The 25,885-nt window shown below is 70.2% G+C and carries 22 protein-coding genes and 8 pseudogenes; 10 read left to right on the top strand and 20 right to left on the bottom strand.

The genetic code is table 11. The features are described from left to right. Positions 1 to 160 precede the first annotated feature (160 nt). Positions 161 to 559 carry an IclR family transcriptional regulator C-terminal domain-containing protein gene (locus tag ACIHCX_RS35260; protein WP_400036929.1) on the top strand — a complete coding sequence of 133 codons (399 nt, stop codon included), beginning with the start codon at positions 161 to 163 and terminating at the stop codon, positions 557 to 559. Positions 560 to 1,076: 517 nt separating this feature from the next. Here ACIHCX_RS35260 and ACIHCX_RS35255 read toward each other — a convergent pair. After that, positions 1,077 to 1,700 carry a hypothetical protein gene (locus ACIHCX_RS35255; RefSeq protein ID WP_400036927.1) on the bottom strand — a complete coding sequence of 208 codons (624 nt, stop codon included), beginning with the start codon at positions 1,698 to 1,700 and terminating at the stop codon, positions 1,077 to 1,079. Positions 1,701 to 1,880: 180 nt separating this feature from the next. Here ACIHCX_RS35255 and ACIHCX_RS35250 point away from each other — a divergent pair, with 180 nt between their 5' ends. Beyond that, positions 1,881 to 3,107 (top strand): sensor histidine kinase, encoded by a 1,227-nt coding sequence (locus ACIHCX_RS35250; RefSeq protein WP_400036990.1) that lies wholly within the window; start codon positions 1,881 to 1,883, stop codon positions 3,105 to 3,107. Continuing rightward, positions 3,104 to 3,775, top strand: coding sequence for a response regulator (locus ACIHCX_RS35245; RefSeq protein ID WP_400036925.1), 672 nt, complete (start codon positions 3,104 to 3,106; stop codon positions 3,773 to 3,775). The genes ACIHCX_RS35250 and ACIHCX_RS35245 overlap by 4 nt, the downstream gene beginning before the upstream one ends. Before the next feature lie 342 nt (positions 3,776 to 4,117). Here ACIHCX_RS35245 and ACIHCX_RS35240 read toward each other — a convergent pair. Together ACIHCX_RS35240 and ACIHCX_RS35235 are read right to left on the bottom strand one after the other, a co-directional pair. Further along, positions 4,118 to 4,231 (bottom strand): annotated as a pseudogene (locus ACIHCX_RS35240) (MBL fold metallo-hydrolase); the annotation flags it as partial. 103 nt (positions 4,232 to 4,334) lie between these two features. Continuing rightward, a pseudogene (locus tag ACIHCX_RS35235) lies at positions 4,335 to 4,862 on the bottom strand (transposase); the annotation flags it as partial. Between the two features lie 113 nt (positions 4,863 to 4,975). Between ACIHCX_RS35235 and ACIHCX_RS35230 the strand changes: the two are divergent. After that, positions 4,976 to 5,590: a TetR/AcrR family transcriptional regulator gene (locus ACIHCX_RS35230; RefSeq protein WP_400036923.1), complete on the top strand. Its 615-nt coding sequence runs from the start codon at positions 4,976 to 4,978 to the stop codon at positions 5,588 to 5,590. 37 nt (positions 5,591 to 5,627) lie between these two features. Here ACIHCX_RS35230 and ACIHCX_RS35225 read toward each other — a convergent pair. Both ACIHCX_RS35225 and ACIHCX_RS35220 read right to left on the bottom strand, forming a co-directional pair. Beyond that, positions 5,628 to 5,780: pseudogene (locus ACIHCX_RS35225) on the bottom strand (ferredoxin); the annotation flags it as partial. Between the two features lie 91 nt (positions 5,781 to 5,871). Next, on the bottom strand, positions 5,872 to 7,116 hold the full coding sequence (locus ACIHCX_RS35220) for a cytochrome P450 (RefSeq protein ID WP_400036921.1): 1,245 nt from the start codon (positions 7,114 to 7,116) through the stop codon (positions 5,872 to 5,874). A 420-nt stretch (positions 7,117 to 7,536) separates the two neighbouring features. Between ACIHCX_RS35220 and ACIHCX_RS35215 the strand changes: the two are divergent. Next, positions 7,537 to 7,758: pseudogene (locus ACIHCX_RS35215) on the top strand (IS701 family transposase); the annotation flags it as partial. A gap of 78 nt (positions 7,759 to 7,836) precedes the next feature. On the opposite strand, the gene ACIHCX_RS35210 reads toward ACIHCX_RS35215, so the two are convergent. Both ACIHCX_RS35210 and ACIHCX_RS35205 read right to left on the bottom strand, forming a co-directional pair. Beyond that, on the bottom strand, positions 7,837 to 8,322 hold the full coding sequence (locus ACIHCX_RS35210; protein ID WP_400036919.1) for a VOC family protein: 486 nt from the start codon (positions 8,320 to 8,322) through the stop codon (positions 7,837 to 7,839). Positions 8,323 to 8,790: 468 nt separating this feature from the next. Next, positions 8,791 to 9,306, bottom strand: a complete 516-nt coding sequence (locus ACIHCX_RS35205; RefSeq protein ID WP_400036917.1) for an SMI1/KNR4 family protein — start codon at positions 9,304 to 9,306, stop codon at positions 8,791 to 8,793. A 267-nt stretch (positions 9,307 to 9,573) separates the two neighbouring features. Between ACIHCX_RS35205 and ACIHCX_RS35200 the strand changes: the two genes are divergently transcribed. From ACIHCX_RS35200 to ACIHCX_RS35190, 3 genes and pseudogenes are all read left to right on the top strand, one after another. After that, positions 9,574 to 10,845, top strand: coding sequence for a sensor histidine kinase (locus ACIHCX_RS35200; protein WP_400036915.1), 1,272 nt, complete (start codon positions 9,574 to 9,576; stop codon positions 10,843 to 10,845). Then, entirely contained in the window at positions 10,830 to 11,483 is a 654-nt protein-coding gene (locus ACIHCX_RS35195; RefSeq protein WP_400036913.1) for a LuxR C-terminal-related transcriptional regulator, read from the top strand. The genes ACIHCX_RS35200 and ACIHCX_RS35195 overlap by 16 nt, the downstream gene beginning before the upstream one ends. 198 nt (positions 11,484 to 11,681) lie before the next feature. Further along, positions 11,682 to 11,803 (top strand): annotated as a pseudogene (locus ACIHCX_RS35190) (IS5/IS1182 family transposase); the annotation flags it as partial. A 76-nt stretch (positions 11,804 to 11,879) separates the two neighbouring features. On the opposite strand, the gene ACIHCX_RS35185 reads toward ACIHCX_RS35190, so the two are convergent. Together ACIHCX_RS35185 and ACIHCX_RS35180 are read right to left on the bottom strand one after the other, a co-directional pair. Beyond that, the gene (locus ACIHCX_RS35185; protein WP_400036911.1) at positions 11,880 to 12,125 is read right to left on the bottom strand and encodes a DUF1963 domain-containing protein; all 246 of its coding nucleotides are present in this window, start codon (positions 12,123 to 12,125) and stop codon (positions 11,880 to 11,882) included. A gap of 241 nt (positions 12,126 to 12,366) precedes the next feature. Then, positions 12,367 to 12,597 (bottom strand): annotated as a pseudogene (locus ACIHCX_RS35180) (DUF1963 domain-containing protein); the annotation flags it as partial. Between the two features lie 180 nt (positions 12,598 to 12,777). Here ACIHCX_RS35180 and ACIHCX_RS35175 point away from each other — a divergent pair. Then, positions 12,778 to 13,485, top strand: a complete 708-nt coding sequence (locus ACIHCX_RS35175; RefSeq protein ID WP_400036909.1) for an IS3 family transposase — start codon at positions 12,778 to 12,780, stop codon at positions 13,483 to 13,485. A 168-nt stretch (positions 13,486 to 13,653) separates the two neighbouring features. Here the strand turns inward: ACIHCX_RS35175 and ACIHCX_RS35170 are convergent, their stop codons facing one another. From ACIHCX_RS35170 to ACIHCX_RS35125, 10 genes and pseudogenes are all read right to left on the bottom strand, one after another. Continuing rightward, positions 13,654 to 13,974 (bottom strand): helix-turn-helix transcriptional regulator, encoded by a 321-nt coding sequence (locus ACIHCX_RS35170; RefSeq protein WP_400036907.1) that lies wholly within the window; start codon positions 13,972 to 13,974, stop codon positions 13,654 to 13,656. Positions 13,975 to 14,062: 88 nt separating this feature from the next. Continuing rightward, positions 14,063 to 14,338, bottom strand: a pseudogene (locus tag ACIHCX_RS35165) (cupin domain-containing protein); the annotation flags it as partial. Further along, a complete protein-coding gene (locus ACIHCX_RS35160; protein ID WP_400036905.1) occupies positions 14,314 to 16,455 on the bottom strand; it encodes an ArnT family glycosyltransferase in 2,142 nt (713 codons plus the stop codon). The pseudogene ACIHCX_RS35165 and the gene ACIHCX_RS35160, both read right to left, overlap by 25 nt. 937 nt (positions 16,456 to 17,392) lie before the next feature. Continuing rightward, on the bottom strand, positions 17,393 to 17,557 hold the full coding sequence (locus ACIHCX_RS35155) for a hypothetical protein (RefSeq protein WP_400036903.1): 165 nt from the start codon (positions 17,555 to 17,557) through the stop codon (positions 17,393 to 17,395). Between the two features lie 375 nt (positions 17,558 to 17,932). Beyond that, entirely contained in the window at positions 17,933 to 20,062 is a 2,130-nt protein-coding gene (locus ACIHCX_RS35150) for a BTAD domain-containing putative transcriptional regulator (protein WP_400036901.1), read from the bottom strand. A gap of 58 nt (positions 20,063 to 20,120) precedes the next feature. Further along, a complete protein-coding gene (locus ACIHCX_RS35145; protein WP_400036899.1) occupies positions 20,121 to 20,696 on the bottom strand; it encodes a LemA family protein in 576 nt (191 codons plus the stop codon). Between the two features lie 46 nt (positions 20,697 to 20,742). Then, the gene (locus ACIHCX_RS35140; protein ID WP_400036897.1) at positions 20,743 to 21,288 is read right to left on the bottom strand and encodes a DUF3558 family protein; all 546 of its coding nucleotides are present in this window, start codon (positions 21,286 to 21,288) and stop codon (positions 20,743 to 20,745) included. Positions 21,289 to 21,320: 32 nt separating this feature from the next. Beyond that, positions 21,321 to 22,466 (bottom strand): hypothetical protein, encoded by a 1,146-nt coding sequence (locus ACIHCX_RS35135; protein WP_400036895.1) that lies wholly within the window; start codon positions 22,464 to 22,466, stop codon positions 21,321 to 21,323. Between the two features lie 812 nt (positions 22,467 to 23,278). Continuing rightward, positions 23,279 to 23,917 carry a DUF3558 family protein gene (locus ACIHCX_RS35130; protein ID WP_400036893.1) on the bottom strand — a complete coding sequence of 213 codons (639 nt, stop codon included), beginning with the start codon at positions 23,915 to 23,917 and terminating at the stop codon, positions 23,279 to 23,281. A 194-nt stretch (positions 23,918 to 24,111) separates the two neighbouring features. Further along, positions 24,112 to 24,276 carry a hypothetical protein gene (locus ACIHCX_RS35125; protein WP_400036891.1) on the bottom strand — a complete coding sequence of 55 codons (165 nt, stop codon included), beginning with the start codon at positions 24,274 to 24,276 and terminating at the stop codon, positions 24,112 to 24,114. A 38-nt stretch (positions 24,277 to 24,314) separates the two neighbouring features. Here ACIHCX_RS35125 and ACIHCX_RS35120 point away from each other — a divergent pair. Then, positions 24,315 to 24,827 (top strand): annotated as a pseudogene (locus tag ACIHCX_RS35120) (MFS transporter); the annotation flags it as partial. Positions 24,828 to 24,936: 109 nt separating this feature from the next. On the opposite strand, the gene ACIHCX_RS35115 reads toward ACIHCX_RS35120, so the two are convergent. Continuing rightward, positions 24,937 to 25,755, bottom strand: coding sequence for an IclR family transcriptional regulator (locus ACIHCX_RS35115; RefSeq protein ID WP_400036889.1), 819 nt, complete (start codon positions 25,753 to 25,755; stop codon positions 24,937 to 24,939). Positions 25,756 to 25,885: the final 130 nt, after the last annotated feature.

Genomic DNA, 25,885 nt, shown 5'->3' with positions numbered 1-25,885 from the left:
GGTGCCGGGGCGCACCCGAACTCACCTCCACAAAGAGCGGCGCACCGCCCACGCGAGGACATGACCGCACGTCAGTAGACCTCCTCGCCGCCCGGCTGACCACGGTGGCACACCCCCTGCACCGGTCTCGGTGTCGAGGCCGACGTGCTTCCAGTCGTCGATGGAACGCATCGGCCTGAAGGCTTTCGAGGTCGGCTCCGCCCACCTGCGCCGCGTCGGCGTCACCGGCATCGTGGCCCCGGAGCTGAGCCGGCTCACCCGCGCGCTCGGGGTCACCTCGCACTACGCGATCCTCGATCACACCGACGCCGTCTACCTGTGCAAGCAGGACCCACCCGGTCTCGGGATCCGTCTGGCAAGCTCCGTTGGCGCGCGCCTTCCGTCCCACCTGACCGCCGTCGGCAAGGCCTGCCTCGCCTGGCTGGCAGAGGAGCGGGCTTGGCAAGCAACCGGGTGCGGCTCAGCGGCGGTTCCGCCTGGCAGACGGATTTCCGTCGCCGGACCACAGGCCACGCACCACGGACACCCATGGAGATCGCCACGGTCCGCCGCACGCTGAACCACACTCTGACCCAACTGCAGCGGGCCATCGACCGCCACGTGGTAGCACAGGCGGCCGACCTGTACGCCTGTTCCGCCACTTGATGCCGTTGTCGACCAGGTCGCCGCAACCCTGGGCCGACTTCTGTCCCCCCCTCGACGGCGATGCCCTCGACGACTCCGTGGGCGCCTGGCTCACGTTGGGGAATCCGGCGGTGCCGGACGGGCCCTGAAGGAGACTCGTGCACCGTGCCGCAGCCATTCCGCCGCCACGACACCGAGGCTGGCACTGTCTTGCGCGCACGCAAAGGGAAGGCTCCTTCCGGGAAACTTCGCCTCCTGGGAAGAAACCTTCCCCCCTCTCATGGACAGCGCCTGGTGGCAGACTGGTCGGGGCGGTCGAGCACAGGGCACACTTGCACCGCGCGTCCCGGTACGCGTTCGACTTCCGGCTGCTCATGCGGTACTGAACCCCGCGGGCCCGGGAAGCCCACCGGTGCAAGGGGCGATCAGCCTCCACCGTCTGTGGATTCGGGTCAGACCGCGGCCGGCTCGACCACGCTCGCCGTGGCAACCTCGCTGCGCCCACGTACGGCGTGGACGCCGATGGCGAACAGCGCGGCGAAGAACACGTCGTCGGGAAGGATGAACCAGCGTCCGGGCAGTCCGAGGGCGCCGAGCAGGCATGAGACGAACAGCGCGACGCCGATCCACCACGGCAGCGTCCGGGCACGCAGCACGGCAATGCCTAGGCAGATCGCGCCGACGAGCAGGCACAGCAGCCCGACGCCCTCGAAGACGCCGAAGCCGGACGGCTGCCCGGTGGGAATGCCGCCGTGGTCGACCAGGTACGGCTTGACGAACCCCTCGATCACTCCCTCGCCGATGTTCAGCATCACCAGCGCGGCGAAGATGCCGGCGTAGCCGACGACGTGCAGCTTCGGTGCCCGTCGCGCGAAGGTCAGGATCACGGGCAGCCCCAGCGCGATGATGACGTCCCCACCGACCGCGATCCCCTCGAACAGCGGCCAGAGGTGGTAGCGGAAGACCTCGTCGCCGCTGCCCGGCGCGAGGAGGTTTGCGGCGAGATAGCCGAACGCCGCGACGATCGTGCCGACGATGAGCGCCCATCCGGCCAGGCGCTTGAGGTTCACGGTCATGGTCTCCTCCTGCGTTGTGCCGCCACTCGGCGGCGCGCCGTTCAGCGTCGGTCCGGCGGACCCGGGGCGTCGTCGTACCCCGGTCGGCACCGGGTCGTTCGCAGGTCGCGATCCGTACGAGACGAATACGACGTTCGGATGACGCCGCCCGGCTCCACCCGCCGGTAGCTTGCGGATGTGATGCTGAAGACGGCGCGCGCCAAGTCGCCGGCGCGAGAGGAGTCGGTGGCCCCGGCGCGTCTGCGGCGCAGGCCGGCAGGGTTGCTGCCCGACGCTCTGCTGGCGCTCGCGATCAGCGGCTTCGCCCTGCTCGACATCGTCTTCGATCTCGACAACTCGACCCGGTACGGCCCCATGCCGCCCCTGGTCGTGTCCACCCTCGTGGCGACGCTGGTGCTGACGCTGCGAAGGCTGGCCCCGCTCGCCACGGCCGTGGTCGTCGCGGTCGCGATCGCCGGACCGATGCTGGCCACCGCGCTGACGTTCACCCTGTGGGGCGACTTCCTGCCACTGCTGCTCGCCACCTACTCAGTGGCCCGGCACGGGGAACGCGTGCCCGCGTGGCTCGGCGTCACGGCGACCGCCACCACCGTCGTCCTCGTGATGCTGCGCAACCCGGACGCCGGCACCGTCAGCAACATCCCGTTCGCCGCGGTGCCGATCGCCATCGTCTTCGTCGCCGGCCGGGTGCTGAGCGCCCGCGCCCGCAGCCATTCCGACAACCAGGCCCGGGTCCAGCGGCTGGAGGCCGAGCGCGAAGAGGCGATCCATGTCGCGCTGGCGGAGGAACGCTCCCGCATAGCCCGCGAACTGCACGACATCGTCGCCCACTGCGTCAGTGTCATGGTCGTCCAGGCGGGCGCCGCCGAAGACCTGCTCGACCGCGATCCCTCCAAGGCGCACGCTCCGCTGCGCTCGGTTCAGGAGACCGGTCGGCAGGCGGTCGGCGAACTGGGCCGGATGCTCGGCCTGCTGCGCGGGGAAGCGACGAGGCTCGCGCTCAAGCCGCAGCCGGGCACCGTGAACCTGGCCGAGCTCATCGAGCACATGGTCGGCGTCGGCCTGCCGGTCGAGCTCACCATGGAGGGCCCGGTCCGCCCCCTGCCGCCCGGCATGGACCTGACCGTCTATCGGGTCGTGCAGGAGGCACTCACCAACGCGCTCAAGCACGCCGCGCCCACCACGGCGCATGTGAGGCTGCACTATGACGAGCAGTCCGTACGGGTGAGCGTGCGGGACACCGGACGCACGGGCGCGCCGGCAAGGTCGGCTTCGAACCGGATCGGCCACGGGCTACTGGGAATGCGTGAACGGGTCGGACTCTACGGCGGCACTCTGGAGACCGGACACGCCGGCGGCGGCTTCGCCGTGACCGCAAGCCTGCCACTTCAGGCGGCCCCCCAGTGATCCGCGTCCTGCTTGTGGACGACCAGGCCCTGGTCCGCGGCGGCTTCCACTCCATCCTGAGCGGCCAGCACGACATCGAGGTCGTCGGCGAGGCAGCCAACGGCGCGGAGGCAGTCGACAGTGCGCTCACCCTTCGGCCCGACATCATCCTCATGGACATCCGGATGCCGCGCATGGACGGGATCGAGGCGACCCGTCGCCTGCTGCGGGGCGAGCGCTGCCCGGCACGGGTACTCATCCTCACGACCTTCGACGAGGACGAGTACGTCTACCAGGCGCTGCGCGCCGGGGCGAGCGGCTTCCTGCTCAAGAGCGCACCGCCGCGCGAACTCGCCGGAGCGGTCCGCACGGTCGCCGCGGGCGAGGCGCTACTGGCCCCGGAGATCACCCGGCGGATGATCGAGGAGTACGTACGCCGTCCGCGCCCCGGTTCGGACCGGCCCACCGGGCTGGAGACGCTGACCCCGCGCGAGCTCGAGGTGCTCGGTCTCATCGCCCGCGGCCGCTCCAACGCGGAGATCGGCGCGGAACTCTTCCTGAGCGAGCCGACGGTCAAAACCCACGTGACCCGCATCCTCGCCAAGCTCGGCCTGCGCGACCGGGTTCAGGCCGTCGTCTTCGCCTACGAGTGCGGTCTTGTCCAGCCGGGCCACTGGCCTCACGGGTGACCAGCCCGCGGCTCTTCGGCATGGCGTCCGCTTCCGCGGCGGCGCCGGGCATGGGCGAGCATACGAGCCGTGAGCAGCAAGTGACATGCCCACGAAGCTCGAAAGGGTGGCGGCCGTGCTGCATACCCCCGAGTCGCGAAGGCTCCGTCCAGCTCGGCGAACCAAGCCCCGTTCGCGCTGATCACCGGCAGCGCGCCCCTGCTCGACGAGAACCGCAATCGGGGACATCACCCTCCTACGGACGTGAGGAGACCGGCTGTGGGTCCAGCAAGGGATACCGCACCCCGACCGACGCCGAATGGAGGAGTTCCTCGGCCACTTCGAACGGCGCAAGGTAGCCACCAGCCACTGCGGAGGGGCCTTCACCGGCGCCTCCAGCCGATGAGCCACCACCTCCGCGCCGTGCCGGGCGGCCAGTTCGGCAGCCGAGCCCGTATGGTCCTCGTGCCAGTGCGTCCAGCCCGCTGTGCGCGGGGTTTTGTGCGGTCAGAGACTGGACCACTGTGATCGACGCATAGCGGGAGGCCCTGACATCGCGGGGGCGTTCCACCTCGGCCAGTCGGTGGTGCGGGCGTTCGTCCCAGCAGTGAGTCGTCCATGCTTTGGCGGATCAGGCTACGTACGGTGATGATCGTGTCGGCGAGGTCGCAGAAGGCGTCGATGACGGTGGCCCGGTGTTCGTAGCAGCGGGCGAGGCGGTGGAAGGCGTTCTGCCAGGCGTGAGTGCGCTCCACGTGCCACCTCTGGTTTGCCTGGATGGGCACCTTCTCGCCCTTGTGTGCTGTCCGGCCCTGCAGGCCGCGTTCGTCGAGCACGGTGCGGGTCTTGTCGGAGTCGTAGCCTGCGTCCAGGTGGACGGTGATGTTGTCGGGCATCGGTCCGAGGTCGTTCAGGCGGTCCAGGGTCGTGGCGAGCAGCGGGGAGTCGTGGCGGTTGGCTCCGGCCAGGACGCAACCCAGTGAAATGCCGTAACCGTCCGGTGGTGGCAGCCCAGCGGATGGTCCGGATGGTACTCCGGCCGCTCGGGCAACAGGGCCGCGAACTGGCCCCAGAGCGATTCGGTCAGCCATGATGGCAGCACAGGCACAGGTTTCCCCAGTGATCACAGAGCGTCGCAACTCCGTGATCGTCAGGACCTGTGCCTGTCTTGCTGCCGGATACCACCACCGCACCCGTCTGCGCGCCCTCTAAGGTGAGGACATGCCTGCTGGTACCCCCCGAGCACTGCGAGCCGACGCAGCACGTAATTTCGACAAGATCGTCCGGTCGGCGCGTGCGGTGTTCGCCGAACACGGGCCCGATGCCTCACTGGACGAGGTCGCCCGGCGTGCAGGGGTGGGGATCGCGACGCTGTTCCGCCGCTTCCCCGACAAGGGTGTGCTGCTGCGCGCGGTGCTGGACCAGCAGTTCTCCGAACAGGTGCTGCCCGCAGTGGAGCGGGCGGACCGGGACGATGACGTGCGGCGCGGTCTGACGCAGGTGTGGGAGGCGGCACTGTCGTCGGCCGCCGAGGCCTACAACGTGCTCACCGCGGCCCGCGGCGCCGGAGTACTGACGCCTGGGGTCGGTGACCGGTTCTTCGACGCGCTGACCCCGCTCATCGAGCGGGGTCAGCGAGAAGGCGTGGTGCGCGACGACCTGGTGCCGGAGGACCTGCGCCGCCTCATGACCATGCTGGTGAGCGTGCTGTGGACGATGGATCGGGGTGAGGACGGGTGGCGGCGCTATGTGGCGCTGGTCCTGGACGGCCTCTCGCCTGTCGCGGCGCGTCCTTTGCCGTGTGAGGCTCCGGCGCTGCGGCGCCCGGAGGCGTGAAGGCTGTCCGGGCGCCGGCATTCTGATGGCGGGCGGGTCAGTTGCCGTGCACGCGGATGGCGCCGACCGGACACAGGGCGGTGGCCTGCCGCGTGCGGGAGTGTTCTGCCAGTGCCGGCGCGTCGAGAACGATGACCTTGCCGTCGTCGATCTGGTCGAACACGGCGGGCGCGCTCAGGACACACTGACCAGAGGCAACGCATCAGGCTGTGTCGGTTTCCACGTGCAGGCTCTGCCTCTCCTCGTCTGTCCACTGTGTTTGTGTTCGTCACGCAGCTGTGTCACCAAAGGACGGGGACGGTGCTGACACCACCTGCCAGACGTTCGGTGTGGTCGGGCAGGGTGTGGGGGTCGACGGCAAGGTGCAGGCGGGGCATACGGCGGAAGAGGGCGGTGAAAGCGATGCGCATCTCGGTGCGGGCCAAGGCGTTGCCGATGCAGTAGTGGCCGCCGTGGCCGAAGGCCAGGTGTGCGTTGGGGGTGCGTGAGGGGTTGAAGGTTTCCGGGGCTTCGAACCTCTTCGCGTCACGGTTGGCGGAGTTGATCGCGACGAGGACGGCATCGCCCCGGGCGATGACGTCCTTGCCGATGGTGACGTCTTCGCGGGCGTAACGCATCAGGCCGAGCCCACCGGGTGCGGCCATGCGCAGGATCTCCTCGACGGTGGCCTGCACCTGCGCTGCGGGGTCGGCGGCAAAGCAGTCGCGGCGAGCGGGGTCGCTGAGCAGGAACATTACGCCGAAGTCGATGCGGGTCGAGGTGGTCTCGTGGCCGGCGAACAGCAGGCCGGCGGCCAGGCGAGTCATGTCGTCCTCGGTGAAGGTTGCGTCCTCGGCCTGGACCTTCAGGATGTCGGTGATGACGTCCTCGCCGGGCGAGAGGCGCTTTTTCTCGGCGAGCGTTGCGACGTACGCCTGGAACTCCGCCATGGCCGCCTGCCCGTCAGCCCCGCCGTGCAGGGCGCCGATCCGCTCGGACCAGCCGCGCAGCAGGTCCCGGTCGCCGCTCGGCACGCCGAGCAGTTCGCAGATCACCTGGACCGGCAGCGGGAAGGAGAGGTGGTCGTGCAGGTTGACCGGCGCATCAGGATGGCTGCGTCGGGCCTCGTCCATGCCGTCGAGGCAGCGCCCGGCCAGGTGCTCGATCCTTGCGCTCAGGGCGCGCATACGCGGTGCGGTGAAGGCGGGTACGAGCATCCTGCGCATCCGAGCGTGCTCGCGGGCCTCGTCCTCGAACGTGCTGATGGGCCCGGACTGGATCGCGGCCGACGAGATCCTGGACGCGGTCTCGGGCGCGGGGTGCGACTTGCCGAACCGGGGATCGCTCAAGATCGCGCGAGCCTCGTCGTAGGTGGTCACCAGCCAGGCGGGGTCACCGGCCGGAGTGGTCACCCGTGCCAGTGGCCCGTGCTGGCGCAGGCGTGCGAACAGCGGTGCGAGGTCCAGAGCGTTGGGGCGGGCAAACGGCAACTGCGGTGCGGGGGCGGTCGCGGCCATGAACATCTCCTGGATGAGGGGTTCGAGCAAGCTGACGGTGTCCGTGCGGGGCAGCCGGACCCGGCCACCCGACCGGCGATGGGGTCGCAGGCGGGGACGCCCAGGAGAGAGAGTCGGGGCGCCTCCCGCGCGGCCCGCCGGCACCCGTTGTCCTGGCACCGCCCACCTCTTTTAACTGATACTCGACTATCTGTTATAGAGGTGCAACACGGCCGTCACCCATATGGCACGGGCAGGGGGATTTTCAACCGCACATGCCTTGCGCTCGCGGACCGTTGTGGGGTCGGCGGGCGCAAGGGCGGGCTGTGCGGGATCGACGGCCTCTACGACCCTGTGGCGGTCTTCATCGAGAGCTCCCCCAGGCGAGCGGCGTCGGCGCCGTCGAACGCGTCGTCGGCGACTCCTGCGTAAAGGTGTCCGGATGTGGCGGTTCCGCTCCCTGGCGGTCTTCACGCCTTCCTCGCCGTCGTCCGCGCCGACGAACATACCTACCACCCCGGGCCAGGTGAGCTGATCCCACTCACCTGTAACGAGATCCAGCGCCTGTTCATCACGCTCGTCGTCCGGCCCGTCCACGACGCGGATCACCGGCTCAACTGGTACCACTGGCGGCGTCGTCACCAGGCCCGATCCCGGGCCCGCCACTACCGGCGGCAAGCAGCCCAGACATGATCGAGCGGTTCAGCTAGCGAGTCCCGTCAGGTACGACGCTCGGTATTCGGTCCGGATCACCGCGCGTACGGGATCCAGTCACCCGGCGGCGGCCAGGCGGCGCCGAAGCTCCTCCTGCGAGACGTCTTCCACGTGGGTCAGAAATACCCACATGTGACCGGAAGGGTCCTTGAGGATGACGGTGCGGTCACCGTGGAACATGTCCTTCGGCGGCTGGAGGATCTCAGCGCCGGCGGCTTCTGCGCGCTCCGCCAGGCTGTCGACGTCCGGCACGAAGACATGCAGCGTGACGGACGTACCTCCGCCGAGCGAGGTCGGCGCGGCGAAAGAGGCAGCCTCCGCCTCGTCCACGCTGGCGTCGCCCAGCATCAGGGTCGATCGTCCGATGGTGATCTCGGCGTGCAGAATTCCGCCGTCCGGAGCGTCGATCCTGAAGTCCTCGCGGGCGCCGAACGCCCGCTGATAGAAATCGATCGCCGCGGGGGCGTCGTCGACCATGATGTGCGGGATCACGGCATAGCGGTAGCGGTCGGGGATCTCGATGTGGGCTGCGTGCTCGGTCACGGCGAACCTCCTTGAAAAGGCACCGCTGGTCGGTTCCTGCGTCTCTGGAAGGAACCTAAAAGCTCAAGTTTGGTTGAGGTCAAGCGTCGATGTGGTCCTGCAAGGGCCTGCCCGCAGGCCACTTGCAGCCCCTGTTCTGCCAACCGGAAGGACACAGCTCGCCAACTCGAGCACTCATCCGCCAACAGAAGCGTTGAAGTCGCGTGGGGCACATCAGAGTCCCTACCGAGCCCGGAACGGTTCAGCCAACTCTGCACGCTCTTTCAGTTGGCCCGGGCCGCGGTCCGCTTCGCGGCCTGCTCCTGTGCGTCATCGCCCAAGTCACGGACGCGGCCGTCACGGATCCACCGCATGACCTCCATCCAGATCACAAATGGGCTCTCCGTCATCATCACCAGGCACTTTCGATACACGCCCGTACGACTGCTGCCCCCGTCTATCACAGCCCTCCCCTCCGTCACCGGCTGTTCAGCCAGGCTCGAAGAACGGCCCAGACGCGGGGTGTGCCGCGGAGTAGGGCAAGAACCCGGGATCGGTGAAGATCCGGTACAGGAACTCCGTGGCAGTCATTTCGTAACGGTGCCACGCTTTCTCGGTGTCCACCTGCATGGCGAGGACCGGCCATGCGTCCACAGGGCCATCCGTGACCTGCCAGAAGAACCTGTCGGCCGAACGTGTGGTTCCCCATGGGATCAGGCCCCCGGTCGTTCCGGGCTCATGGATCCGGTAGGGCGCCCATGGGCCGTCCGAATCGTCGTCGCTCTCCAGCAGTCTGCGCCACCAAATCATCAGGTCCCCCACGCGGGTCGCGTCGGCGCACAGCACCATCACTTCCTGCGAGAACTCGCCGACGCCGAAGACCTGGCACAACTGCTTGTAGTCGCCGGGCAGTTCGGTGCCCAGTTCCGCTTCGATCTCCGCCCAGGGCTGCGCGGCGTCCCGCGCGCCCCGACCTGTGGCACGGAGAAGAGAGTCCACCCACATGGCAAAACCTCGCCTGCTTGTCCACGGATATGTCGGCCAGTAGGGAGCCCCGGCCCGGATGCGGTGCGGACCATACCAATCCGAACGAGTGGCTGTGACCAGCACATTCGATACACGCCCTAGATCCGGCAATCGAGGTGAAGCTGCTGGACCTCCAAGCGGCGGGCCGGAAGGGTGGTGTCAGGTACACCCCCGGCCGGGTGCTGGTCCCCCTGACCTGCGCGTGGGCGGCGGGCAGACTGGTCCTGAACCGGGAGGAGTGGGGCGATGAACGGGGCACGGGTGAGGGACGCGCTGGCAGCGGGCGCGCAGGGGCTGGCGCTGGCTCTGATGAGCTGGAGCGCGTCGATCGGGTTCATTCTCCTGACCACTTTGTCGATCGCCTTCATCCCGCTGGGTGTCGGCGTGCTGACCACCCCGTCGGTTCTGCTCACCGTGCGCGCGTACACGGGCCGCCGGCGGCTGCTGGCCGCGCAGTGGTCCGGGATCCGCATCCCTGCCCTGTACCAGTCGCTTCCGTCGCCTCCGCGTGGTGGGCTCCTGGGACGAGCGGAGCTCACCGGCCTGCTGCTGCGGGATCCGGCAACCTGGCGTGACCTGCGCTGGCTGTTCGTGGACGCGACAGCCGGCGCGGCCGTCGCCGTGCTCGCGCCCGGCATGCTCACGGAGGGCGTGTTCGGCGTCCTGCTGGCGGCGGGGCTGTGGAGGCCGATCGCGGCCGCCTCGGGGGGCTCGTACTGGTACCAGTTCGTCCCGGTCACCGGCTGGGCCACCGCCCTTGCCGCGGGCGCCGTCGGCTGTCTCTGGCTTGCCGCCGGCGTGCTGTGGAACCCAGTGCTGATCCGCACGCACTTCCGGATCACCAGGGCCCAGCTCGCCCCGACGAACGAAGCCGAACTCACCCGCAGGGTGGAGGAGCTGACCGAGACCCGCCGCGACGCCGTCGACGCCTCCGCCGCAGAGCTGCGACGCATCGAACGGGACCTGCACGACGGGGCTCAGGCCCGGCTGGTCGCCATGGGCATGGACCTGGGCACCGTCGAGATGCTCCTCGACAAGGATCCCGAGCAGGCCAAGCAGCTCCTGGCGCAGGCACGCAGGAACTCGGCCGAGGCCTTGGGCGAACTGCGCGACCTGGTCCGCGGCATCCACCCGCCCGTCCTCGCCGAGCGTGGACTCGGTGACGCCGTACGGGCGCTGGCGCTGCGGTTGCCCGTCGCCACGGAGGTGAGAGTGGACCTCGACGGCCGCGCCGACGCGCCGGTGGAGTCGGCCGCGTACTTCGCCGTCAGTGAGGTACTCACCAACGCGGTCAAACACTCGGGCACCGACCGGATCTGGGTGGACCTGCACCACACCGACGGCATGCTGCGCATCGCGGTCACGGACAACGGCAAGGGAGGCGCGGCGATCGGGGCCGGTTCGGGCCTGGCCGGAGTCGAGCGGCGGCTGGGTACATTCGACGGCGTCCTGGCCGTCAGCTCTCCCTCGGGCGGTCCCACCATGGTGACCGTGGAGGTTCCGTGCACGTTGTCCTAGCCGAAGATCTGTTCCTGCTGCGCGACGGACTGGTCCGGCTCCTTCAGGCCCACGACTTCGAGATCGCGGCGGCCGTCGGGTCCGGTCCCGAACTGGAGCGTGCGCTGGCCGAGTTGTCGCCCGACGTGGCCGTCGTCGACGTACGTCTGCCGCCCACGCACACCGACGAGGGCCTGCAGTGCGCGCTGAGGGCCCGGCGGGAGCGGCCCGGCCTGCCGGTGCTCGTCCTCTCCCAGCACGTGGAGCAGCTGTACGCGCGCGAGCTGCTGGCCGACGGCCGCGGCGGGGTCGGCTACCTGCTCAAGGACCGGGTGTTCGACGCGGAGCAGTTCGTGGATGCCGTACGCCGAGTCGCGGCGGGCGGTACGGCCATGGATCCGCAGGTCATCCAGCAGCTGCTGGCCCGGCGCGGTGCCCGGGATCGGCCGCTGGACCGGTTGACGCCCCGCGAGCTGGAGGTGCTGGAGCTGATGGCGCAGGGCCGCTCGAACGCGGGGATCGCCGTGCAGCTCGTCGTCACGGAACGGGCAATCGCCAAGCACACCTCGAACATCTTCGCCAAACTGGGACTCGAGGTCTCGGGCGACGACAATCGGCGCGTACTGGCCGTACTGGCCCACCTCGACCGGAATCACTGACGACTGCGGGTCCGACCAGCGCAACAGCCCATATTAAAATGGCAGTTGAAAAATGGTCGGGTCAAGAATCTCGTTTCGGTCCACGTGTCGGCTGAACCGATCCCGGAGCGGTTCACAGTGCCGTCCGGCGTCGCACGACAACCGTGTGACGCCCTTGTCGGTGCTAGGTCGTGTCCGCAAAGTGGTTGGGGCGTTGGTCTGTTCGTATGCGTCGTCATGAGTTGACCGATGAATCGTGGGCGGTGATCAGACCGTTGCTGGCTCCGCCGAGGGTGGGCCGTCCGGTGCGGGACCGTCGGCAGGTGGTCGACGGCATCCTTGATCTTGCCAGCCGCACCTACAGCTGCTACGTCGCCCGGGCCGCGAAGACGACGAGCGACAGCCAGAAGACCGAGGTCAGCAACAGCGCCCGATCGCCTCGGCCTTGCCGAAGGCACCAGCCGCAAACGCCTTCGCTGGGATCGTGAAATACAGGGTTCCCGCATCGCCCCAGCCCCATCCGAGCTCCGTGTCCTCCGCGAGCTGGAGCAGATGGACGGCAGGGCCGTCGGCATCGCGACGGGTCACCCAAGACCCGTAAGAGGTGTCGGGCCAGCCGAAGGCGCGATAACCACCTGCGGTGTTCCCGTCGGTGTCGCCCATCGCGGTGAGGATGAGCGATGCCGCGCCCCAGTGCTCGCCCCCTGTCGAACTCGACATCGTCGTCCTCGACGTCCCGGCAGTCCGGGAGCATGGTCACCTCAGCCGCGTGGATGGGCCGGGCCGGATAGCTCCGCGCCGGTTCGGATGCGGCTGTCTCTACCGCTCGCGCGGGGTCCGCGGGAATCACCCGGCACATCTCGGGCCCGGACGTGTCCAGCATGCGGTACTCCTCGTACGGCACGTCCGGATCGAGGTAGAAGAAGTTGAGTAGGCCCGGACGCGCCGGAAGCTCGTCCGCGAGCCAGGGGGCGAGGGCGTCGGTGTCAAGGACGGCGTACAAGGAAAGTGGGACACCATCGGGTTCGGGCCAGGCAGTGCCTGGTTCGAGAATGGCGGGCCCTCCGAGTCGGCATCGGCCGGTCGGCTCAGTGTCCACCGTCGCAGGCTCCAGCCGGAAGCCGCGACGGGCCATGGCCGCGAACTGCTGGCCGGCCTCCTCACCGAGCCGTTCGGCGCATATCCGGCGCATGCCGTCAGGTTCGCTCGGGCGAGGCGTTCGCGCAGGCGTTTCGTGCCATGCACGCAGTGGGGCCGGGCGAGGCCCCCCAGCACTGCATGGACGCGCGGGGCCCCGTAGCTGCCGCGAGAGTCCGTGTGGTGCGCCGGCGGTTGTAGTGAGTGTGGGTCCTCCAGAGCCCAACCGAGCAGGCAGGGCGGCGACCGGTGCGGACGACGCCGGGTCGCCCGGTTGATGCGCCAGGCCGGCCTTGAGGGCCGGCACCGCAGCCGGCGCCACCGCACCACGATCCCCGACCTGAAGGCGGCCACACGGCCGGACCTGGTCCTGCGCGACTTCCGGCCCTGCCCGACCGGTCTCGACGCGCGCTGGTGCGGCGACATCACCTACATCCCGACCGAGGAGGGCTGGCTCTACCTGGCCACCGTCATCGACATCGCCTCCCGCCGCGTCGTCGGCTGGGCCACCGCCGACCACCTGCGGACCGAGCTGGTCGCCGACGCCCTGCGGGCTGCCTGCTCAACCCGTCGCCCCGACGGGCCGGTGATCTTCCACTCCGATCGCGGCTGCCAGTACACCAGCCGTGAATTCGCTGATCTGACAGCCGAGTTCGACGTCCGGCTCTCCGTTGGTCGGACCGGCCAGTGCTGGGACAACGCCCTCGCCGAGTCGTTCTTCGCCAGCCTCAAGCGTGAGCTGATCGGCGACCGGTCGTGGCAGAGCCGGACGGCGGCCCGCTCCGCAATCTTCGAGTGGATCGAGGGCTGGTACAACATACGCAGGCTGCACAGCAGCCTCGGCTACCGCAGTCCCGCCCAGTACGAGAACGTCCTGGCGGCCTGATCAACACACCGAGGGTGTCCGTCAAAGCGGAGCAAGCTCAATCGTCGGCACGACGCTCCTGGCCCGCCGCCGCTAAGGCGGTGTCCTCTGCAACATCATCTGCTGGCACCGGCTGAAGAAACTCACACCTTGTCAGCAGTTCCAAGCTGCGGGGCTCCGGCTTCCGCGTCACGCAGAAGCCTGACGAGCCGTCTTGTCCGTCAGCTTCCGCCAGGCTCCGGGTGACACGCCCTCCCTCTTCGAGAAGGCACGGCTCAGGGCGCTCCCGGTGTCGTAGCCGACTCTGACAGCGATCTCCTGGACGCTCAACGGCGTCTCGCGGAGCAACACCTTCACCCGGTACATGCGCCATGCCGCGAGGTAACCGAGTGGGGTCTCCCCCGTCCTCTCCTTGAACAGGGCGGCGAACGCCGAGCGTGACATCCCCGCTCTGCGGGCGAGTTCGTCGACCGTCCACGGACGGCTCAGGTCCGCGTGCAGTTCCTGCATCGCACCCGCCAGCTGCGGGTCCCGTAGCACGGCGATCCAGCCGACAGTGCCGCTCCTGACATCCGCGCAGCAGGTCCAGGGCTTGGACGAAGAGCACGTCGGACAGACGGCTCATGATGAAGCCGCCGCCAAGCCCGCCTGCCGCGCTCTCGCGGGCGATGAGGTCGAACGTGGTGCGCAGGAGCCGGCTGGCGGTGTCGTCCAGATTCAGCCGGAACAGCGGCGGCAGGAGGGCGAAGAGGGATGCTCCGCGGCGGAGCGCGATGGGTGGACCAGTCCTTCCGTCGGACGGCTGACGGCGGCCGGGCGCGACGACAGGCGCGAGTCGCTGTAAGGGGGTCAGCGGCCGGTTCCCGGGTCGCACTGGTAGAGCCGGGGCAGTTCGCGGTTTGTGCCGCCGTACGCCGCCGGCGGCACCGGCGTGCACTGTGTGGTGACCCAGTGGGTGATCGCCGTCGTGGGCGCGGCCGTGCCGGTGTTCGGCGCGGTCGCGGCGTGCCGGGTGCTTCCCTCGTGCTTACCGGCCGCCCGCTGCCACACTGCCGCGTGCGTGCGTCGGAGGGCGACGTAATGCAGTTCGCCGGAGTCGACAAGTCGGCGCAGTCCGTCGGGGGTGGGGTAAGGGACCTGTCCGGTGAAGCCGCCCATGGGCAGCACGGACGCGTTGGCCCCGATGACATAAGGCGCGGCATCGGACCAGTCCGGCATGGCCGCAAGGTACTTCGCGCCGTCCCGGTGCGCCGTCAGGTAGGCCAGGAGCCGTGCGCGCGGCGGCGGGAGCCGGTTCGGTCCGCCGCCCCCCGGTCGGCTGGCGGGTCCCACCCTGCCCATGCCGCCGGGCTGGTTGTAGCGCGGGGACAGCGCCGAGGCCGACCACACTGCGGGGATCAGGAGCACCGCGGCGAGAGCGGCCGACAGGCCGGCCACGGCGATCCGCGGCCGGCGGCCCGCGTCGGCGCGGCCCGCGCCGACGAGGATCAGGGCCAGAACGCACAGGGCGAGGGCGGCGGGAGCCAGCCAGCCGAAGAAACGAGGGTAACGCAGCGTCAGAGTCGCGGTCCACAGGACGTTCGCGGTGGTCACCGCCGGGAGCACCCAGGCGCGACGGCCACCGGCCCGGTACGCCCTCCAGGCCCGCACCAGCCCGCTACCGCTGAGCGCCGCCAGCGCCACGGCGACGACGCCCATATAGTACGTATGGCCGGTGACGCTGCCGAAACTGAACGCGGCGAAGAAGGTGGCCAGCCACACGCCCCACATCAGATACCCGGCGAGCGCCGGATCGGTGCGGGAAACACGGCGGCGCCGCGCGGCGGCAAGACCCCACACGAGGTCGCACGCGGCCAGCGGGTACAGCCAGCCCGTCTGTGTGGCCAGTCCCGGACTGAACATCTTCAGCACGCTGTTGCCCATGCCCGGGCTCCGGTGGTGGACGGTCCGCCGTGCGGCGTGTCCGGTGCCGCCCTCCTCATGCGTGGAGGTGCCGTGTTTCGAGCCGGCGTCGGCAGCCGCGGCGTTCGGGCCCGTCGTGCCGTTGACGACGCTGCCCGTGTCCGCCGCGTCCACGCCCAGCGAGGTGAACCGGGTCAGGAAGTTGTAGCCCACGACCATACCCACGGCCGAGTTGTTCGTGGTGCCGTCTATGTAGGGGCGGGACTGCGCGGGGACGACGGTCGCCACGGCCGCCCAGGACGCCGATACCGCCACGGCGACCGCGCCGGCCACGGCGACATGGCCGATCCTGCGCCGCAGGGTGGTGGGAGCAGCCACCAGATAGGCGACAGCCAACGCCGGCAGTACCGCCCAGGCCTCCAGCATCTTGCACTGGAACGCCACCCCGACCCAGACGCCAGCCAGGAGCAGAGTGCGCAGCCGGGGCCGCCGGACGGCCCGCCAGGTGGCCTCGGCGGCCAGGAGCAGCAGCAGGACGAACGGCGCGTCCTCCACGATCGACCGGCCCAGCCCCACGGCCACCGGGGTGAACGTCACGAACGCCGCGGCCAGCAGTCCCGCCGGGACCCCGGCCCAGCGGCGCACCAGGAGGTGCAGGAGGAGGACGCAGGCGACGCCCTCGATCGCCTGGGGCAGGACCAACGCCCAGGGGTGGAAACCGAAGACCAGGGCCGACAGCGCCTGCGGCCACAGGAAGCCGGGCTCCTTGTCGAGGGTGATGGAGTTGGCCGGGTCGAACGAACCGAAGAAAAACGCCACTGGGTTGTCGGTCATGCTGCGCACGGCGGCGGCGTAAAACGTGTGGTAGACGCTGTGGTCGATGCCCCACGTGTACAGGACCGCCGCGGTCGCCGCGATGGACAGCAGCACCGGGAGCTCGTAGCGCGGTCGTGGTGTCTGCGGTCTCCGGGGAGCCAGCCCGTCGTACGGGCGGGCCGTCGCGGTCGCTGCCGCCGTACTCGTCGCCGGTGTCGCGTCGCGTGCCGCGGTCTGCTCTGAATGAGCGCTGCGCATAGGTGGGCCTTCCATCCAGGACTCCCGCTGTCTTCTCCCGTCGCGTCGGCCCCTTGCGCGGCACGTGCGACCGAATGATCCGACTACGAAGAAGTAGGCGTCCTGGGGCCGTGTTGCATGAGACGTACAGGACGTTGGTAAGAGCCTGCTCATTTCAAAATGGCGCCTGGCCTGGAGGTGGCGCAGAAATGACCGGGCCATTACCGGAGGGGTAACAGTCGTCCGGTCCGTCTGACAGCGGCGGACCAGGCACCATGGCTCCGTTCTCGTCCGGCCGCAGGCGGTCGCAGGGATGGGTAGGGGGCTGGAATCGCCCAGAAGGTTCGTTCACCCCGAACAAACCTTGACCTCGATTCGTCAGCGGTTTCGGTCGTTGATCGGTGCGGCTGTTCGCCGGTAATGTCCTCTGCCGTTGGAGGACGGGCCACGGCCCGAGGGGACCGGGATGCCTCGGCCAGCCAGCGCCACACCGTCCGCTCCGACACCCCCAGCCACTCCCCCGCCAGACGCACATGCTCCCGCGACAGCCTGCGCTCGGCGCGCAGCGCCGGCAGACTACGTACCGCCGGCGCCCCCAGCGACCGCTCCCCCAGCTCCCCGGCCGGATCCCCCGGCATCGCCGTCGACTGTCCGTCCATTCCCCGGCCCCATCCGTCATCCGGCTCTTGGCTGCCGTCCGTCTCTGTCTCCGTCACCTCGCCGTGCAGGTGAGGGCGGCCCCGCGTGAGCGTGGGGTCCTCCCCCGCGGCCCAGGTGCCTCACGGGTAGGGGCCGAGGCGTGCGCAGGCCTGCTCGATCAGCTCCGAGTTCAGGCACGTACCGGGGCGGTGTTGGCGGGCGGCGTGGACATGCGAGGTGATCTAGGCCTACGTCCGGAAGTTGCCGTGCGCGGTCTGCTGGCACGGACGGGACGGGGGCAGCGGGTCCCGGCTGCCCCCGCGATCGGGGCGCGCTAGCGCTGTGACCTGAAGGCGGTGCGAAGTTCCTCGGTGAGGATCTGCGGCTGTTCCCAGGCGGCGAAGTGGCCGCCGCGGTCGACTTCGTTCCAGTGGATGATGTTGCCGAAGGTCCGCTCGCCCCAGCTGCGCGGCGCGGGGTAGATCTCGCCGGGGAACACGGTGACCGCGACGGGGACGTCCGGGATGGGGACGGCGTTGAACGGGCCGCCGCCGGCCTGGTAGCCCTCCCAGTACAGCCGGAAGGAGGAACCTCCGGTGTCGGTCAGCCAGTACAGGGAGATCGCGTCGAGGATCTCGTCACGGGTGAGGACCTTCTCCGGTACGCCGGCCTGGAACAGGCGGAACAGAGGGTCATGCGCAGATGCGATGGCCGTGACCTCGCCATTGCCGGGCTCGACATCGCTGTCCGCCGGAGACGATCCACTCGGCGAACTTGTCGTAGTAGCAGGCGGCGGCGCGGCCCGGGGCCCGGTGCGGCACGGGGCCGAGTGCGGGAGGCAAACCGTACGCCCGCGGGCTTCCCGCCCGGGCCGTCACGTCGTGGGGAAGGGGACCGGTGGGACATCGATCTCGTGCATGCGCTTGGCGTAGTCGCGGTAGCGGCGGCGGGCTTCGCCGTGCCGGCCCGCCGAGGAGAGTGCGGCGATCAGTCCGAGGTGGGCCGACTCGTCGTAGCCGTCCTCTCCGATCAGCCGCAGATACCAGCCGGCTGCCGCGTCGCAGCGGTCCAACCGCAGGCAGCGCCGGGCGAGGGTACGGACGACGTCGCGGTGCAGCTCGGCGAAGGCCGCGCGCGGGCGTTCGCTCCACTCCCCGGTGACCTCGCCGTCGTCGCCGAAGTCGCCGGTGTACATGCCGACGACCACTTCCAGGCGCGCCACCACGTCGACGCCGGCCGCCGTGTCCCGGCTGCCCTCGACCGCGGCGTCCGCCGCGACGGCCGCACGGGCCGCGTCGTGGAACCGGACCGTGTCGAGGACCACGTGCTCCGTGTTGAGCCGCACGCTGGAGGGGTCGGTGACCAGAAAGCGGCTGGCGGGATGCCGCCGTGCCGGGTCGAGGACCGCACGCACCGTCGAAATCAGCACCGACAGGCGGCGGTTGGCCACCTCCGGAGACGTCTGCGGCCACAACAGGGCGGCGAGCGCGGTCCGAGTGACCGGTCTTCCCAGCTGACCCGCCAGCACCTTGACGAGCTCACGGGCCTTCCGCGACTGCCATCCGGCCGGGGGTACGGGCATTCCGGAGAGCAATACGGCCAGGTGGCCCAGGGTCTGCACGGCAACCTCGGGGACCGGCGGCGGACCGATCGCCGCCAGCGGCCCGGCGATGTGCCAGACGTCGTCGCACACCCCGAGCCGGTGCAGTCGCTGCCGGGCGACGTCCTCGGACAGCCGGTCGCCCGCGTGGCGCGCCCGCAGCAGCGCGTTGGTGGCCAGCGCCACCTCGTTTCCCGTGTCGGCCCAGACCGCGGCCGCCTCCACCAGCCCGGCGGCACGGCGTGCGGCGGGGCGTCCCGGGCCTGCGGCCGAATCACCCCGGGATGCGGCGAGCGCGGCGAGTTCCATCGCCTCGGCCAGCCCGGCCGGGTCGCGACGGCGGCCTGCCTCCGAGCGGACGCCTGCGGCGTACCGGGCGGCCGAGGCGGTGTCTCCGCTGCACAGTGCGACCCAGCCTGCTGCCAGTTCGCCGGTGACCGGCCCGGCAGCGCTCGGAAGCGTGAGGGACAGCTCCGCGTACCGCGCCGCCTCGGCCGTATCGTCGGCGTAGCAGGTGCGCGCCAGTCCCGCCCATGCCTGCGCCACGACCTGGGCGTTGCCGTCCGGCTCGGCCAGAGCCAGGGCCTCGCGGTAGGCCGCCGTCGCCTGCCAGGCGGAGCCCCGGGTCAGGTGCACCCGGGCAATCATCAGCAGTCCGAACGCGGCCAGCGGTGACCCCTCCCGCTGCCACAGGGTGAGCGCACGGTCGGCGTCGGCGCGGGCGGCGTTGAGATCGCTGAGCCCCAGCCAGGCCTCGGCGCGGTTGTGCAGCGCCAGTGCGAGCAGTGTCTGCTGTGAGGCGTCCTCACCGAGGCGGATCGCCTCGGTGAGGGCGTCGACCGCCTCACGCAGGCGTCCCTCCTCGACCAGGCGGGAGCCGACGTTGGAGCGGATCCGCAGCTGCAGGCCTGTGTCCCCGGCCCGTTCGGCCGCTGCCAAGGCCCTGGCGTAGGCGTGTTCGTTGGCGGCGCGGTCGCCCTCGCTGAAGGCGGCCAGCGCCTGGGCGAGGCAGGCCGCCGCCATTGCAGCGTCGTCGCCGATCCGCTCGGCAGCCCGCACCGCCTCGTCGGCGAGGCTCCGCGCCCGTGTCCGGTCACCGCGGGCCCAGCGTGCTGCCGACCGGCCGGCCAGCAGTTGGGCCCAGTCCGCGCCGGTGTCCCCGGCATCGCCGGCCGCGCGTTCGTACAGCGACTCGGCGGCCTCGAACTCGCCCCGCTGGTGGAGTACCCGGCCGAGCCGCCAGGCCAGTTCGGCGGGCAGAGGCGCGTCGGCCGGGAGCGTCGCGACATGCCGCAGCGCCTCGTTGTACTCCCCCTGTCGCAGGGCCGACTTCGCCAGTCGCGCGACGGTATCGGGGTCGCGCACCCGGTCAGCGCCCGCCGCCCCTCCCGCGCCGGTGGTCACCGCGTCAGGATACTCATGGCGAAGGTGGACGTGTCGGGTGGTTCGGGGAAGTCGGGACTCACTCCCGGCGCGCGTCCAAGCGAGGTTCCCAGTAGGCGTACTGGGCGCCGCCGTCACCCCCGGAACCGGTCTGGAAGCGGCGGAGCTGCACGACCTGCCTCTGGATGTCCTCCTTGCGTACCAGATCGGTGATCGCGCGGACCAGAGGCACGACTGCCACGCCCACACCGACGCCGAGGGCGATGCGGTTCTCGGTGGCCGACAGCTCCTCCTGGAGTTCGGAGAAGTTCCGGCCGGCCTGGAGATCCGGGTATGCCTCGGCGACTGCGAACAGGCTCTTCAGCGCGCTGGTGAGGCCGTTCTCGGCATCGGCCCGGTCCTTCGGGTTCTGGGCGCCCAGCGCCCGGGCGCGCGCCGCGACGACGGCATCGAGTGTCTGCCGTTCGTGCACGGCGTACCCTCGCACGGTTTCCACGAGGTTGGGGACCAGGTCATCGCGTCGCTCGAGCTGTACCTCGATCTGGGCCCAGGCGTTGTCCACTGCACCGCGCTTGCGGACGAGACCGTTGTAGGGCACGACGAAGGCGAGGATGAGCAGCACCACGACAAGAACGACGGCGACGAGTGGGATCACGGGGGGCTCCTGGGGGGATGGGACGGGTACGCACGGCGGACACGGGTCAGATTCGGGTGGCCACCTTTCGGGCCAGCTCTTCCAGTGGTGTGCGGTTCTCCGCCGGGTCGTTGAGGCGCACCAGACGGATCGACACCCACCGGTCCGACCTACGGAGGAAGACCGCCTCGTCCTCGGCGTACGCCTCGTCGCCGACACCGGCCAGCGGCCTGAGCGTGTGTCCGAGGTCGCGTTCGATGTCGAGGTACTTCTTCGCCCCGTCCCCAACGAAGATCTCCACCTGAGCCGTCGGCCCGGTGACGGGACCGGTGTAGGTGCAGGTCTCCCCTACCGGTGTCGCGGGGGCGAGCGCTGTACCGGCCAACTGCTCGGCCTCCTGCTTGGTCACCAGGGCGCAGGGGCCGACGGCCTCCCCGGTCGGTGACGGCGCCTCGGTGTTCTCCTCCGGAGTCCGGGTTGCCGGGGCCGGCTGGGCCGACGAGGGGCCGGCGGCCGAGGATTGCCCGTGGCCGCCGCACCCGGACAGCGCGAGCACGGCCAGTACGGCCAGGGGCACCAGCGGCGACAGCGGGCGGCTGCGGCTGCGGTTCATCGGGATCCTCACTGTCTGCATTCGTGTCGGTGTCAGAACTTGCACAGCGGTAAGTCCGGCAGCGTCTGCTGTCTGTGGACGAAAGGTGTCAGGCTCTCCGGCTGCGCCTGGAACTTCATGGTGGGCAGGAGCTTCTTGAGGGCGGCCATGGCCACGACGGAGACGGAGACCCCCACGCCCCCGCCGACCTTGCCGTCCAGCGTCGCGCCGACACAGCGGGTCAGCGGGGCGCCGAGGGCCGAGCCGTTGGTCACCCCGAAGTCCAGGACGAGCTTGGCGTAGGGACCGGCGAAGGAGGCGGGCACACCGACTCCGACCTGGACCTTGAACTCGACGGCGGTCGCGATGCCGCTGACTCCGACCGTGATTCCGGTCATCGAGTCCATGATGCTTTTGATCATCGAGACCTTCGGTGCGACGATCGAGTCATTGACCGTGCCGAGGGCACTGTCAAGCCCCCACTCACCGCCGGCGGTCACCGTGGTGTTGTTGCCGCCGAGCGCGGTGGCGACGCTGAACTTCCAGCAGGTGTTGAAGGCGAACGGGGTGCCAGCGATCGGCAGGGTCATCTGGACCGGTTCCTCGGCGCAGATCTTCGAGTCGTCGATGACACCGTTGGCCGCACCCGCGGCGATGCTGATCGCGACGCTTTTGATTCCCTCGACGGCGAACGTGGCTCCGTCAGCGACATGACCGCCGGAGATCGGCACATCGGAACGGATATGCAGCTTCTCCGTCTTCAGCGAGAAGTCGACGAATATCTTGAGCCCGGCCGTTTCTTTGTGATGGAACTTCAGGCCGAACGCCCCCGGGCTGCGGTACGGCTGAGCCTTCCATTCCCCGAGATCCGCCGTGACGCTGCTCGACCTGGCCGGCGGCAGCATGCCCCCGGCCGCCGTGGCGCGCCGGACCGGTCCGTTTGCAACCACAGTGCCGACGCGCCCCGAATGCGCGGCGCGCAACGGCGTCTGTCCGACCGTCCGCGCGGTTGTCGGGATGCCCTGCGCGGCGTCCTTCGCAGCGCCCTTCTCCGGCTGGGTCGCAACGTCCGTCGAGGCATTCGCAGGCACGGTCACCGCCCCGGGCAGGTCCGGAATCTCCAGGTAGTGAAGCCCACCGCCGTCGACGTCCTGATCGAGGATGAGGTGCGCCTCGCGGAAGACCTCGGTGAACTCCACCAGGCCCAAAGTGACCACGACGTCTCCGTGCGCCCGGCGCACCTCCTGCACCCGCCCCACCGCGCGACTGGTGGCGTACAGGATCTTTCCGGGCCGAACGTTCTGGGTACCGCGGGCGTTTCCGTCGGATGGTCCAGTCAGACCGTCACTGGACGCCGACCGGATCGCTCGCGGTCCGCCCTCGACGATCACAACGCCGGGCCGGTAAGTGATCGACGGATCGAGGACCGGCCCGGTCCCGTAAGTGAGCATGGCCTCGGACGCGTCGGCCGGACCGGCGCCCTCGTGCCCGCGCCCGGGTACGCCACCGCAGGCCGCCGTGGTGGTCAGGAGGAGTGCGATCGCGAGCGCTGCGACCCGCCTCCCCGGACGCGGCGCGCTCACCGCCCACCCCCAGCGGGGAGCCGCGCCCCCGTGACACACCCGACAGAAGCCGGATGATTCTCATGCCGTGATCCATTCGCCATGTCCGACGCGCGCGGCGCCGTCCCCCCTCGGGCCATCATCAACTGGCGTGTTCGCGCCCCGTTCGGGAATCCTTCGGGCCGCCGGTCGCTCCGTCCTCTCGCGGTCGCTGCGGTTGCCGGGCAGCGGCGGCAGATGGCCGACGGCCTCGTGGAGTGCTCCGCCTCGCCTCGCGCGCACGCGGACGAGCAGAGTTCCGACAGGCCGGACGAAGTGGGCCCCGGGGAACGGGCCGCCCGGCACGAACGACAGCACTACCGCCCGCGCGCGGTGTCCCCGGTTCGTACCCCCGCCGCCCGCCTGCCGTGTTCGTGGGTTGCGGCCCGGCACGGGTTCGGCTGCCGGACTCAGATGCGGGCTGCCACCGTCCGGGCGAGTTCGTTCAGCCGCCCGGCGTTGTCCGCCCTGTCCGCCACCACGGTCATCGCAACCCAGGCGCCCGACTTCCGGAAGAGCACGGCGAAGGTCCCGTGATCGGAGGCGTCGTAGGAGTAGGCCTCCTCGCCCACGCCGGAGAGTGACTTCTTGTGGGCTCCCGCGAGCATGTCGTCGGCGAAGGCCTTGGCTTCGTCGCCCTGTACGGTCGAGGAGATCAGCACCCCTTCGTGCGAGTACTCGCAGCCCGTGGTGTTGAACTCGCTCGGCTTCGCCGTGACGGACACGCCTCCCAACTGCCGGACCTCCTGGATGGAGATGAGCCCGCAGGGGTCCGCCGGCGGCTTCTTCGCCGGGGAACCGCCGGCGTCGCCCGTGGCATCCGACCGCGGCTGACCGGCAGCCGAGGGAGCGTCATCGCCAGTGCCGCCGCACCCGGCCGCGGCGAGCGTCACGAGCAGCATCGCGGTCAGCAGCTGCGCACGCCGCGAGCGTCGTCGGGACATCATCAGCCAGACCTCCTTGTCACCACCACCGCCGACCCGGCGCCGTACGGGGGCGGCGGCTCCGACCCCGTACCGTCCGTACCGGTCCACCGCCCTAATCAGCATGAACGCATGTGTTCGTGCCCGGTTAGGGAATTCTTCAGGTGACCGGAGGCGCCGCTCGGCGAGCGCACCCTGCCCGCCCGCGCAGAACTGGTACGGACGCGCTGGAGCCGGCCGAGCTGGCCGACGCGGCCGGAGCGCATCCGTGGCAGCTCTCGGGAGATATTCTGCGAGGTGACGGTGACCATCGAGGGCGCCTAGTGAACTCCCCCGAAGGAGCCTTCGGCCCACTGCGGGGCCTTGCCGCTATCGGCGACCAACTGCACCTCGGCGGCGAGCAGCTCCGAGCCCTGGCCCGCCCTCTCGGGCGCCGCGAGCACATGACTGACCTCGTCCAAGCCGTGGCCGGCCTGCTGTCCCATCAGCAAGCCGAGGACCTGATCCCAGAGGCACGGCAGAGGTGAACGCCAAGCCCCGCCGGGAACCCCGACGTCCCATCGCCTACCGTGCGTCAGCTCGTTGGCGAGCGTTTCATGGGTGCCGTCGGCCTACGCGATCGTCTTCGCCGCCGTGCTCGTGCCGGCCGGCCGCATCGCGGACCAGCGGGGGCAGGAAAGCGCTGCTGGCCGGAGCGAGGCTCTTCACCCTTACCTCCGCCATGGCGGCCTGCGCGCCGGGTCTCGGCGTGCTGGTAGGTGCCCGGGCCGTCCAGGCCGTCGGCGCGGCGATGATCGTGCCGACCTCGCTCGGCCTGCTCTACCCGAGCTTTCCCAAGCGCCAGCACACCCTTGTGGTCGGCCTGTGGGCGGGCGTGGGCGCGATCGCGGCTTCGGCGGGCCCGCCCCTCGGAGGTCTGCTCGTCACCATCGACTGGCGGTGGATCTTCCTGATCAACGTTCCCGTCGGGATCGTCACCCTCATCGCCGGCGCGCTGCTCCTGCCCCAGGTACGCCAGCCCAAAGGTGCAGCCCTCCCGGATGCGGCTTCTGTCCTCGCCCTCCTGCTGGCGGTGAGCTTCCTGGTCCTCGCCTCCGTCCAGGGACCGCTCCGGGGCTGGAGGTGGCGGGTACGTGAGGGTGTCGTCAACTCGGCCGATAGGAACGCGGGCCGCCCAGGCGGGGCTCCCAGCCGAGCAGCGCGGACACCCGTTCCGCTGCCGCGAGGGTGGCGCGCCCCGCCTGCAGCAGTTGCTCGCCGGCCAGGCGCTCCTTCGGCGCCGAGATGTTGATGGCGGCGATGATCCGTCCTCGGAAGTCGCGGACCGGTGCCGACGCTCCTACCAGACCCGGCTCGAACTCCTCGTCCACCAGGGCGAATCCGTCGACCCGAGCGGCCTCGATCTGGTCATGCAGGTCGGCCACCGTGCGCACCCGGGTCGGCCGCCCCTCCTCCCCGGGCCAGCCGCCGGGAAAACGGACGGCCAGCTCCTCCGCGCCGGCGTCCATCAGCAGCACCCGGCCCGCCGAGGTGCAGTGCACCGGCACGCCACGACCCTCCCAGCCGTATGCGCGGAAGGCGTGGCCGGGGGAGACGCTGAGCAGCGTCAGCACCGCCTGGCCGCGGAGTTCACAGAGGTGGGCGGTCTCACCGACGGCGTGGCTGAGCTTGTGAAGTGCCGTCTCGGAGAGCCGCATCAGGCGGTCCGGGGTGCCCCTGGCGACCAGCGAGAACAGCCGCCAGCCCAGCCGGTACTCCAGCGTGTCCGGATCGCGCTCCACGATCCCCTCGGCCTCGAGCCCCTTGAGCGCCCTGGAGACCTGGCTCTTCTCACGCCCGGTCAGCTCGGCGAGTCTGACCACTCCGAGCCCTCCCCGGGTGGTGCGGGTGTCGTCGGCCGCGAGCGCTTCCAGCAGCTCGACGTCGCGCCGAAGTCCGTGCCCCCTAGCGGCAGTCGATGTCATGGCTTCCTCTCCCACCGGTCCTGCGGCCGTTACCGCAGGGTGCCTCCGATGCGCTGCGCAACGCAAGAGTTGCTCTCGTCGCAACACAGGTTTCGATTTCCGCCAGCCCTATTGCGGCTGGTGCGACAGC

The organism is Streptomyces sp. NPDC052043 (assembly GCF_044548235.1).
In the GTDB taxonomy this organism is placed as follows: Bacteria; Actinomycetota; Actinomycetes; order Streptomycetales; family Streptomycetaceae; genus Streptomyces.
This window is presented reverse-complemented; position numbering and strand designations above follow the sequence as displayed.

Bases quoted from the DNA above. Each gene is read 5' to 3' on its own strand.
- ACIHCX_RS35255 (WP_400036927.1), bottom strand. From the start codon at position 1,700: ATGACCGTGAACCTCAAGCGCCTGGCCGGATGGGCGCTCATCGTCGGC.
- ACIHCX_RS35230 (WP_400036923.1), top strand. From the start codon at position 4,976: ATGCCTGCTGGTACCCCCCGAGCACTGCGAGCCGACGCAGCACGTAAT.
- ACIHCX_RS35250 (WP_400036990.1), top strand. From the start codon at position 1,881: ATGCTGAAGACGGCGCGCGCCAAGTCGCCGGCGCGAGAGGAGTCGGTG.
- ACIHCX_RS35140 (WP_400036897.1), bottom strand. From the start codon at position 21,288: ATGAACCGCAGCCGCAGCCGCCCGCTGTCGCCGCTGGTGCCCCTGGCC.
- ACIHCX_RS35130 (WP_400036893.1), bottom strand. From the start codon at position 23,917: ATGCTGATTAGGGCGGTGGACCGGTACGGACGGTACGGGGTCGGAGCC.
- ACIHCX_RS35160 (WP_400036905.1), bottom strand. From the start codon at position 16,455: ATGGAAGGCCCACCTATGCGCAGCGCTCATTCAGAGCAGACCGCGGCA.
- ACIHCX_RS35205 (WP_400036917.1), bottom strand. From the start codon at position 9,306: ATGTGGGTGGACTCTCTTCTCCGTGCCACAGGTCGGGGCGCGCGGGAC.
- ACIHCX_RS35200 (WP_400036915.1), top strand. From the start codon at position 9,574: ATGAACGGGGCACGGGTGAGGGACGCGCTGGCAGCGGGCGCGCAGGGG.
- ACIHCX_RS35170 (WP_400036907.1), bottom strand. From the start codon at position 13,974: ATGCAGGAACTGCACGCGGACCTGAGCCGTCCGTGGACGGTCGACGAA.
- ACIHCX_RS35115 (WP_400036889.1), bottom strand. From the start codon at position 25,755: ATGACATCGACTGCCGCTAGGGGGCACGGACTTCGGCGCGACGTCGAG.
- ACIHCX_RS35125 (WP_400036891.1), bottom strand. From the start codon at position 24,276: ATGGGACAGCAGGCCGGCCACGGCTTGGACGAGGTCAGTCATGTGCTC.
- ACIHCX_RS35185 (WP_400036911.1), bottom strand. From the start codon at position 12,125: ATGGGCGACACCGACGGGAACACCGCAGGTGGTTATCGCGCCTTCGGC.
- ACIHCX_RS35260 (WP_400036929.1), top strand. From the start codon at position 161: ATGGAACGCATCGGCCTGAAGGCTTTCGAGGTCGGCTCCGCCCACCTG.